The organism is Sphingomonas sp. (assembly GCF_042096255.1).
Taxonomy (GTDB): Bacteria; Pseudomonadota; Alphaproteobacteria; order Sphingomonadales; family Sphingomonadaceae; genus Sphingomonas.
In genome coordinates this window covers 1-8267 of sequence record NZ_JBELLZ010000119.1, presented here as the reverse complement: position 1 = coordinate 8267, position 8267 = coordinate 1, and the positions used below count along the sequence as shown (strand labels likewise).

Sequence of the window (8267 nt, the reverse complement as noted above, 5' to 3'; positions counted from 1 at the left end):
AGCGCCTGCTCGGCACGCAGGTGACCGCAATTCGCCATTTCGGCAGCTATTCCTGTCGGCGGCTCTACGGCCGCGACGCGGGTGCATTCAGCGAGCATGCCACCGCCGACGCGGTCGATATCGCCGGCTTTGTGCTGGCGGACGGACGGACGATCAGCGTCGTACGGGATTGGCAGGGGAATGGCGACGCCGCGACGTTCCTGCGCACGGTGCGCAACGGCGCGTGCGGGGTCTTCGCGACGGTGCTGTCGCCTGACTATAACGCCGCGCATCGCGACCATCTCCACCTCGACCAGGCGGCGCGGGGTGCGTGGGGCGGGCGGGCCTGTCGGTAGGCTGGTGCGGGCCGATCAGTGCGGCAGCGCCGCTTCCACCTTCTCCACCCAATAGGGAAAGAACTGCGGCTGCCGCGATGACCAGCCCGATGCAGTCGCGGCCGCCTCGCTGATCGATTGCAGCAGTGTGCGGCGCAGCTCCGGGTGGAGGTGCGGCAGCGCGGCGGCGGCGCAGAAGGCGGCGGGCAGCCACGGCCGGACCCGCGCGTCGATCAGCCGTTCGTATAGGAAACGATAGGCCGAGAAGGTGGTGAGGCGGCCCTGGCCGAGATCGAAGGCGGTTACGGCGATCAGCGCCCCCATCAGGCCGTCGATCGCCTCGATCCCGCTGTCTTCGGGGATGCGTGCCCGCACGTCCGGCAAACGATCGTACAGGCGTGCCTGCGCCCGGATGCTGGCTGCCTCCACCACGTCGCGTGACCAGCGGGCGAGGGCGTCCTCCCGATCCAGACCGATGTCGAGGCTGCGGCGGATGTAGCGCTGGGTCGCGGCCGGGAAGCCTGCGAACTCCTTCATCTCCGCCAAAGTGAGCACTCCGTCCGCCGGCTTCATCCTTGCGCCCATGTCCGCCCTCCACACCCGAAGCGGGGAAGATGACCCAGGATGGTTAACACCAGCCTTAACGCCTCCGTCACCGCACCGTCATCAAGGAATCACGGATGATGCCGCGCCGCAACATGGGATGCGACGAACCGAGTTCGTCATGGTTGTTCGAGAGGCTGTTGCGGCATTTCCGCAACGACGTTGCGGAACGGTCATTCGGCCTACGGATCGTTGGGCCTGTATCCCGACGATGGCGCGGGGTCGTTCGAGCTGCCGGGCTGGGTGGTCGAGGGCGGGTCGGATGCGTCCATCGACTCGTCCAATGCCTCATCCAGCTTGGCGTCGTGGCTTTCGGGATGCTTCTCCAGCCGCTTGGCGATGGAGCGGTCCTGCCCGGCTCGCTGGCGCTCGTCCTGCGCCGGCCGTTCCTCGGGTGCCACCGACAGGCTGTCCAGGGCCTTGTCGTCGATTGGGCTCGCCATCGTTTCCCTCCTGTTGCTGGAAAGAACGAACGTGCGTCGCGCCGGCCCGTTCCTGTATGATCACGCGATCGCTCGGACGCACACGCGCTGCTGAACGAGATCGGCGGTGCCGAACACGGTCATGAAGGCGATATCGGTCGCGTCCCGCCCGACACAGACGCGCGCGAGGTCCGCCGAGGATCCCATTTCGGTCGGGTCGACAAGGTGCCACGCACCCTCCAGCCAGAGTTCCGCCACGGCATGGAAGTCGGGCGGGTCCACTCCCGGGGCGTAGGCGGAAACGCAGCGCGCGGGAATCTCGGCTGCCCGGGCGAGCGCGACCAGCAGGTGCGCATAGTCCCGGCACACGCCGCGCCGCTCCGCAAAGGTGTGGAGCGCGGAGGTGCCCAAGGGGCTGCCATGCCCGTCATAGGTGAGCGCCCCAGCCACCCAGTCGACCAGTGCCGCAGCGAGCCGGCCGCCCTCCAGGCCTGCGAATTCCGCCGCCACGAAATGCTCGAACCGGTCGGACTCGCAGTATCTGCTCGGCAGAAGGTAACTGACGACATGGCCTGGCAAGTCGCGCGAGGCCGTCGCACCCAGCCCGGCCAGATCGGCGACCGCGCGGGAGACCTGCACTTCCGCCGTGTAGTGCGCGGTGAGGCGGCGCTCGGCGCGCGCCCACGTGCGCTGGCCGATGCCCTCTTCGCCAGGCACCGCGCGGATCGGATTGTCCGACCCGATCACAAGTGATTGCGCCAGCAATCGCTGGTCCGGCAGTGCCGCCGCCTCGATCTGGAGCAGCACGTCCGCAGGTCGCGGAAAGGCATAGTCCAGCCAGGCTTCGATGGAGAGCAGCATGGTATCGTCCGATCCGTGGCGGAGGAACTTGGCCTAGCGCCTCGTCAGATAGGCGAAGCGGCCGAGATCATGGGGAGCCGCCCGGATCGGCGCGTCCGCGGTCAACGCCACCGCGCGATAGCCGGGAGGCGGAGCTACATCCATGGGCAGCAGCCAGCCGACGATCCGGCGGACTTGCCAGGCGGGATCGCTGAGATGCCGCTCGCCAAGCGCGCCGAGATAGGGCTCGGTGCTGTAGGCCACGCGCGGGCCCTGGTGCAACTCGTACACGGGCAGGCACGCCGAGCAGAAGCGAGCCGCCAGTGCCAGTTTCGGGCCCGCATCGATCCCGCAGACGGCCAGTGCGCTGCCGCCGCACAGCCCAGTGAGGTCGCGCGCGGGCGGCACCGTCATCGGTCCGATTCGGGCGCGTGTGGCCAGCGCTGCCGCCCGCCGCGCCACCTCGGCGCGGCCGCCGAACACCAGATAGCTGGTCGCCACCAGCGCCTCGCCTGGCGCAAGCGTCCGGTCCCTCACGCCGTTGCTGATCACGAAGATCTGCTGTCGCGTCTCCACCCCGTCATCGGCCACCGCGCGGATCGGGCGGTTACCGTAGCGCAGCCGGGTCCCCTGGCCCGAGGGGCGGACGATCGCCAGGCCCGGCGCTTCGACGCCGCTGCCCGCGAAGCCGCCGATCCATGCGCCCTGCGGCACCTCCTCCCCCCGCGGGTTGGGCCAGCGCGTGTCAGTGACGTCGGCGCCGTCCACCGCGAAGCGGGTCAGCGCGTCCGCGTTGAGCGTCAGGTACGGGAAGTTGAAATGGTCGAGCGTCGGCGCCTCGCCCAGGTCGTCGCGGCTGGTGTTGATCCAGCCCTGGGTCAGCTCGATCGTCCTGGGATCTAGCGCGCGGATGCGCTGGTAGGCGAGGAAGCGGTCGCCCGCGACCCGCGTCGGGTGGGCCTGCACCGCCAACGTCAGCGTTTCCAACGTGCCGCCGCGCGGGTCGAGATGCTCCCATACGATGCGGGAATAGGTCGGCGCCCGCCCGGCGAGCACGCCGCGCTGGTAGGCGCCGGCCTGGTGGTAGTGCCAGCCCGGCCCCGGATCGTTGCCCCCGGCCGCCGCGGCGGCGCCACGCGGCGAGCCGCGCCGCTCGGACCGATTGGTCGCCACCGTCTGGAGCACGCCATCGACGAACGGCGCGTCCGGGCGACGCATCGGGATCAGGTCGCCGGCGATGCCCGGCATTCGAATGCTGTATACCTGCCCACCGCGGCCGACGCCCAGCGCCACGCCGGCGCTGGTGGTCAGCGTCATCAGCCGCGTCTCGGCCGGACCGCGGGTGCCCGGGCCGCAGGACAGCGGCGCACCCTTGGGCGCGGCGGGCGCCAGGCCGTCGATATCCAGGAAGGCGGTGTCGGTGAGGCTGACGGCGCAGCTCGGCCCGCTGGCGGTCGGCTCGGGAGCGATCGGTTCCGAAGTTTGGGCGCGGCAGGCGAGGGCGAGGAGCGTTGCCGCCGCGGCGAGGAGAAGGCGGATGCCCCGGATCACTGCCCGCGCACGGCGCGGCGCTCGGCCTGCCGCTGCGCCACGCGTTCGGCGCGCCGGGCGGCACGCAATTGCTCCGCGCGCGCGTCCGCATCAGCCGCGGGTGGGTCGGCGGCGGCGGGCGCCGCTTCGGACGGCGTGGAGGCACGGGCATAGCCGAACCGTTCCAGCACCGGAGCGAAGGTCTCGTTGAGAGCGCCGATCGTCTCGGGCTTCAGCTTGTCGAGATGGTCGCCGGGCGCGACCTTGCGAATATGCTGCCCTTCGTCCTCCGCCGTCGGCCGCACGTCGTTCTTCGCGACCACATTTGCCACCACCTGCCCGGCCACGGTGAGGCCGAGATAGGCGATCACCGCATCGACCCACTCGCGCTTGGCGAAGATCACGTCCTCGTAGCGGAACAGCTTGTGCGCCTTGCCGTCCATTGCGGCGGACACGCTCTCGTAAGATGCCTTCAGCCCCTGCGCGCGCTGGAGCGCGAACTCGTCGATCGACATCGACAGCGCGCGCTGGCGCCGCTGCTCGAACTGCTTGAGCAGCGCATCGCTGGCGGAGGCGCCGGGTGGCACATGGCTTTTCGCCTCGCTGAAATAGAGTGAGGTCAGCATGTCACGCGGGTCGCGGACCAGCAGCACGGTGCGCCCGTCGGCGTATTCGGGCAAGACCATGTTGCGCTCGATGCCGCGGAAGCCGCCATAGGTGTAGCCGGTCGGCCGGAACACGTCCGCGATCCCGTCGCGCACGTTCGCCGCGGGCACGCCGATCGAGTGGAGCTCGTTGGGCAGCGAGAAATAGGGCAGGCCGGCGCGGTTCGCGATGGGCTGCATCAGGCGGTAGAACAGGGTGCTGCCGGCCTTGGGCAGACTGACCAGGAAAGCCGACGGGGCGGTACCTGGCTCGGGCAGGGTGAGCGTGACGGTCTTGCCGTCTTCCAGCGTCAGGCGAACGTCGGGCACGGCGGGCACTCCAGCAAGGCTCCCCGGTGATCTAGCCTTACGAAGGGGGGTAGGCAACCGCACGGGAAGGCAGGCGCCCTCACCACCAGGGGTAGTCCTTGGGCATGTCCGTGGACACCCGGCCGGGAAACGCCGGCGCGCGCTTTTCGAGGAAAGCGGCGACGCCCTCACGCACGTCGGCGCCGCGGCCGAGCGCCATTGCCATACGGCCGTCCACCGCCAGTGCGCCATCCGGCGATGCCTCGCCGGCGAAGCGCCACAGCATCTGCCGGGTGAGCGCGACGGAGACGGGCGCGGTGGTCTCGGCAATCTCGGCGGCGATCGCGCGGGCGCGGGGCAGCAGCGAAGCGGGCGCGGTCACCTCGCTCACCAGACCGCCGGCGTGCGCCTCGGCGGCGTCGAACAGCCGGCCGGACAGGCACCAGCGCAGCGCCTGCGGCAGGCCGACGATCTGCGGCAGGAACCAGGCGCTGCCCGCCTCCGGCACCAGTCCGCGCCGGGCGAAGACAAAGCCGAAGCGAGCGGCATCGCTGGCGATGCGGATGTCGCAGGGCAGGGTCAGCGTGACGCCCACGCCCACCGCGGCGCCGTTGATCGCTGCGATCGTCACCTTTTTCGCGTCGAACAGCGCCTGGACGAAGCCGTTGCCGTCACGCGGCTCCCCACCCGAGCCGAAGTTGGCCGATCCCTCGCCGAAGCTGTCCGCGCCGCCACTGATATCCGCCCCGGCGCAGAAGCCGCGACCCTCCCCGGTGAGGATCACCGCGCGGACCGCGTCATCGGCGTCGGCAAGGGCGATCGCCTCGGCCAGTTCGGCGCCCATCCGGGCGGTATAGGCGTTGAGCTTGTCGGGGCGGGACAGGATGACCGTCGCGACCGGCCCTTCGACCGCATAGCGCAGCTGCTCGAACTCCATCGCGCCTCTCCTCTAATGCGATCGACTTAGCTTCTATTCTCGCTTCCGAGCAATGGGGTTCAGTGCGGGGTGGCGCCCATCTCCACCCCCGTCTTGTCGTGGAGCGCGAACCGGTCGATCAGGTCGGCGCTGGCGCGGTTGTAGCCGACCACGGCGACGCGGGCGCCGGCCTCGCGCAGCCGGTCGACGATCCGGTCGAGCGCCGCCACCGCCGAAATGTCCCAGAAGTGCGCGGCGGAGACGTCGATGGTGATCCGCTCCGCCGGCGGCGCGCTGCGGAAGGCGGCGGTAAACCGGTCCACCGAGGCGAAGAACAACTGGCCGGTGACGCGATAGGTAGCGTGCGCCGCATCGCCGTCTCGCTCGACCGCGAACATCCGGCGCACCTTCTCGGCGAAGAACACGCCCGACAGCAGCACGCCGGCGAGCACGCCCAGCGATAGGTCCCGCGTGCCGACCACCACCGCTACCGTCACGAGCATGACGACCGACGAGGTCCAGGGATGACGACGCAGGTTCGGGATCGAGTTCCAGCTGAACGTGCCGATCGACACCATGATCATCACCGCCACCAGCGCCGCCATCGGGATCTGGCCCACCCAGGGGCCGAGCACCGCGAGCAGGAACAGCAGGAACGCGCCGGCGGTGAAGGTGGACAGGCGGGTGCGCCCGCCCGAGGTGACGTTGATCACCGACTGGCCGATCATCGCGCAGCCGCCCATGCCGCCGACCAGCGCCGCGACGATGTTGGCGCCGCCCTGGCCCATACACTCGCGGCGGCGATCGCTCTCCGTCGCGGTCATGTCGTCGACAATCTGGGCGGTGAGCATCGATTCGAGCAGGCCGACGGCCGCCATGGTGAGCGAATAGGGCAGGATGATCCGCAGCATCTCCCAGCTCAGCGGCACGCCCGGCAGGTCGAGGCTGGGCAGCCCCTCGGGCAGCCGGCCCATGTCGCTGACCGTGCGCACCGGCAGGCCGAGCGCGATGCCGAGGCCGGCGAGCACCAGGATCGCGACGAGTGGGGAGGGGACGGCGCGGGTAAGGCGCGGGAAAAGGTAGATGATCGCCAGCCCGGCCGCGACCATCGCATAGGTATGCCAGGTCACGCCGACGAACTGCGGCAGCTGCGCCAGGAAGATCAGGATGGCAAGCGCGTTGACGAAGCCGGTGATCACCGATCGCGAGACGAACTGCATCAGCAGGTCGAGCCGGGCGAGCCCCGCGACAATCTGGATCAGCCCCATCAGGATGGTGGCGGCGAAGAGATATTCGACGCCATGGTCGCGCACCAGCGGCGTCACCACTACCGCCACCGCGGCGGTGGCGGCGGAGATCATGCCGGGGCGGCCGCCGATCAGCGCGATGGTCATCGCAATCGCCACCGAGGCGTAGAGGCCGACGCGCGGGTCGACGCCGGCGATGATCGAGAAGCCGATCGCCTCGGGGATCAGCGCCAGCGCGACGACGATGCCGGCCAGAACGTCACGTCGCACCTGCGCCGGCGCGGGAAGGAGGTTGGAAAGGGTCATGAATTCAGCACACGCAAGCATGGCGGCGCCCCGGAGGAGCGCGTCAGGAAAAGGCCATGCGTGGGTTGCCCGGCGGATCGGCGGCCGGGATAGCCATCCGGGGTCGCACCGGATCCTTGCGATGTGTGCGGTGCGGTAGCGGGGTGGGGTGCGCAGCGCAAGCGGAGCCGGGGCAGCCGGGCGTGGCCGTTCGCGCGCGGGTGACGCGGGGCGGCCCGGAACGGCGAGACGAATTGAGGCGGTTGAGGCCCTCGCGATGTTTGCGCCGGATGCGCCGGAAAGGCGACGCGAGAGCGGCGGGGACGCGCCGCCGGGGCAACATCCCGCGACATATGCGCGACGTGGCGCGACACCCACGTGCCACAACCGCGCCGAATCGCCGCGCCGGCAGGGGAGCGGCGCGGAAGCGGGGAGGGCGGGCCTGAAGACGCAGCGCGGATCGGCATGGCGCCATGTTATCATGGCACCGCCGCTGTAGGACAGCGGCCGGTGGGGCAGGCCCGTCAGACCGTGAAGCGCACCTTGTCCTTCTCGCGGATGCTGGTGTTTCGCACGATCACATCGGAGGGCGCCAGCGTAGAGCGCCGGCCTCGACGATCCGGCGCCGGGTGGCCGCGACCGTCGGCGTGACCCGGCCATCGGGGCTGACCGGGCGCGCAAAGGAAAACCGCCGCCCGGATGTCTCCGGACGGCGGCTTCCTCAACGCACAGCTGAACGCGATGATCAGCCGTTCAGATACTCGCCGGCGTCCGCGTCGGTGCCGGTGCCGCTCGGCACGACCGACGCGAGCGGGTCGTTGCCGGTGCCCGCGGCGTCGCGGGGCGAGCGGGCGTCCTCGGCCTTGCGGAGCTCGGCGGCGCTGGTGGGGGCCACCAGCATCGCGTCGCTCAGCTTCTTCTGCTGTGCGCGAAGCGCGGCATCGCGGCTGGAGGCGGCGACGCGCAGGCGGTTCATGCCCGCGCCCGTGCCCGCCGGGATCAGCCGCCCGACGATCACGTTCTCCTTGAGGCCCATCAGCGTGTCCTGCTTGCCTTGGACCGCCGCCTCGGTGAGGACGCGGGTGGTCTCCTGGAACGAAGCGGCCGAGATGAAGCTGCGGGTCTGCAGCGACGCCTTGGTGATGCCGAGCAGCACC

9 protein-coding genes and 1 other annotated feature are annotated in these 8267 nt (G+C 70.3%); of the genes, 1 reads left to right on the top strand and 8 read right to left on the bottom strand.

Annotation, left to right across the window (positions count from 1 at the left end; genetic code table 11):
- Positions 1 to 335, top strand: a 335-nt coding sequence (locus tag ACFDTH_RS16185) for an extensin family protein (RefSeq protein ID WP_375288594.1), incomplete at its 5' end; no start/stop codon positions are given.
- 15 nt (positions 336 to 350) lie between these two features.
- Here ACFDTH_RS16185 and ACFDTH_RS16180 read toward each other — a convergent pair.
- The 8 genes from ACFDTH_RS16180 to ACFDTH_RS16145 all read right to left on the bottom strand — a co-directional run.
- Positions 351 to 899 (bottom strand): hypothetical protein, encoded by a 549-nt coding sequence (locus ACFDTH_RS16180; RefSeq protein ID WP_375288593.1) that lies wholly within the window; start codon positions 897 to 899, stop codon positions 351 to 353.
- Positions 900 to 1099: 200 nt separating this feature from the next.
- Positions 1100 to 1360 carry a hypothetical protein gene (locus ACFDTH_RS16175; RefSeq protein ID WP_375288592.1) on the bottom strand — a complete coding sequence of 87 codons (261 nt, stop codon included), beginning with the start codon at positions 1358 to 1360 and terminating at the stop codon, positions 1100 to 1102.
- Between the two features lie 60 nt (positions 1361 to 1420).
- Positions 1421 to 2200, bottom strand: a complete 780-nt coding sequence (locus tag ACFDTH_RS16170) for a transglutaminase family protein (protein ID WP_375288591.1) — start codon at positions 2198 to 2200, stop codon at positions 1421 to 1423.
- Positions 2201 to 2233: 33 nt separating this feature from the next.
- Complete coding sequence (locus ACFDTH_RS16165) at positions 2234 to 3730, bottom strand: hypothetical protein (protein WP_375288590.1); 1497 nt, start codon at positions 3728 to 3730, stop codon at positions 2234 to 2236.
- Positions 3727 to 4683, bottom strand: a complete 957-nt coding sequence (locus ACFDTH_RS16160; RefSeq protein ID WP_375288589.1) for a hypothetical protein — start codon at positions 4681 to 4683, stop codon at positions 3727 to 3729. The genes ACFDTH_RS16165 and ACFDTH_RS16160 overlap by 4 nt, the downstream gene beginning before the upstream one ends.
- Positions 4684 to 4762: 79 nt before the next feature.
- Positions 4763 to 5599, bottom strand: coding sequence for an enoyl-CoA hydratase-related protein (locus ACFDTH_RS16155; protein WP_375288588.1), 837 nt, complete (start codon positions 5597 to 5599; stop codon positions 4763 to 4765).
- A gap of 59 nt (positions 5600 to 5658) precedes the next feature.
- On the bottom strand, positions 5659 to 7131 hold the full coding sequence (locus ACFDTH_RS16150) for a SulP family inorganic anion transporter (protein WP_375288587.1): 1473 nt from the start codon (positions 7129 to 7131) through the stop codon (positions 5659 to 5661).
- 63 nt (positions 7132 to 7194) lie between these two features.
- Positions 7195 to 7250 (bottom strand) — a sequence feature (sul1 is cis-regulatory element that is thought to sense ions involved in sulfur or methionine metabolism; They are found in Alphaproteobacteria).
- 605 nt (positions 7251 to 7855) lie between these two features.
- Positions 7856 to 8267, bottom strand: a 412-nt coding sequence (locus ACFDTH_RS16145) for a hypothetical protein (RefSeq protein WP_375288586.1), incomplete at its 5' end; no start/stop codon positions are given.

Excerpts from the sequence above, each read along its gene's own strand:
- ACFDTH_RS16180 (WP_375288593.1), bottom strand. The coding sequence starts at position 899 with ATGGGCGCAAGGATGAAGCCGGCGGACGGAGTGCTCACTTTGGCGGAG.
- ACFDTH_RS16175 (WP_375288592.1), bottom strand. The coding sequence starts at position 1,360 with ATGGCGAGCCCAATCGACGACAAGGCCCTGGACAGCCTGTCGGTGGCA.
- ACFDTH_RS16170 (WP_375288591.1), bottom strand. The coding sequence starts at position 2,200 with ATGCTGCTCTCCATCGAAGCCTGGCTGGACTATGCCTTTCCGCGACCT.
- ACFDTH_RS16155 (WP_375288588.1), bottom strand. The coding sequence starts at position 5,599 with ATGGAGTTCGAGCAGCTGCGCTATGCGGTCGAAGGGCCGGTCGCGACG.
- ACFDTH_RS16150 (WP_375288587.1), bottom strand. The coding sequence starts at position 7,131 with ATGACCCTTTCCAACCTCCTTCCCGCGCCGGCGCAGGTGCGACGTGAC.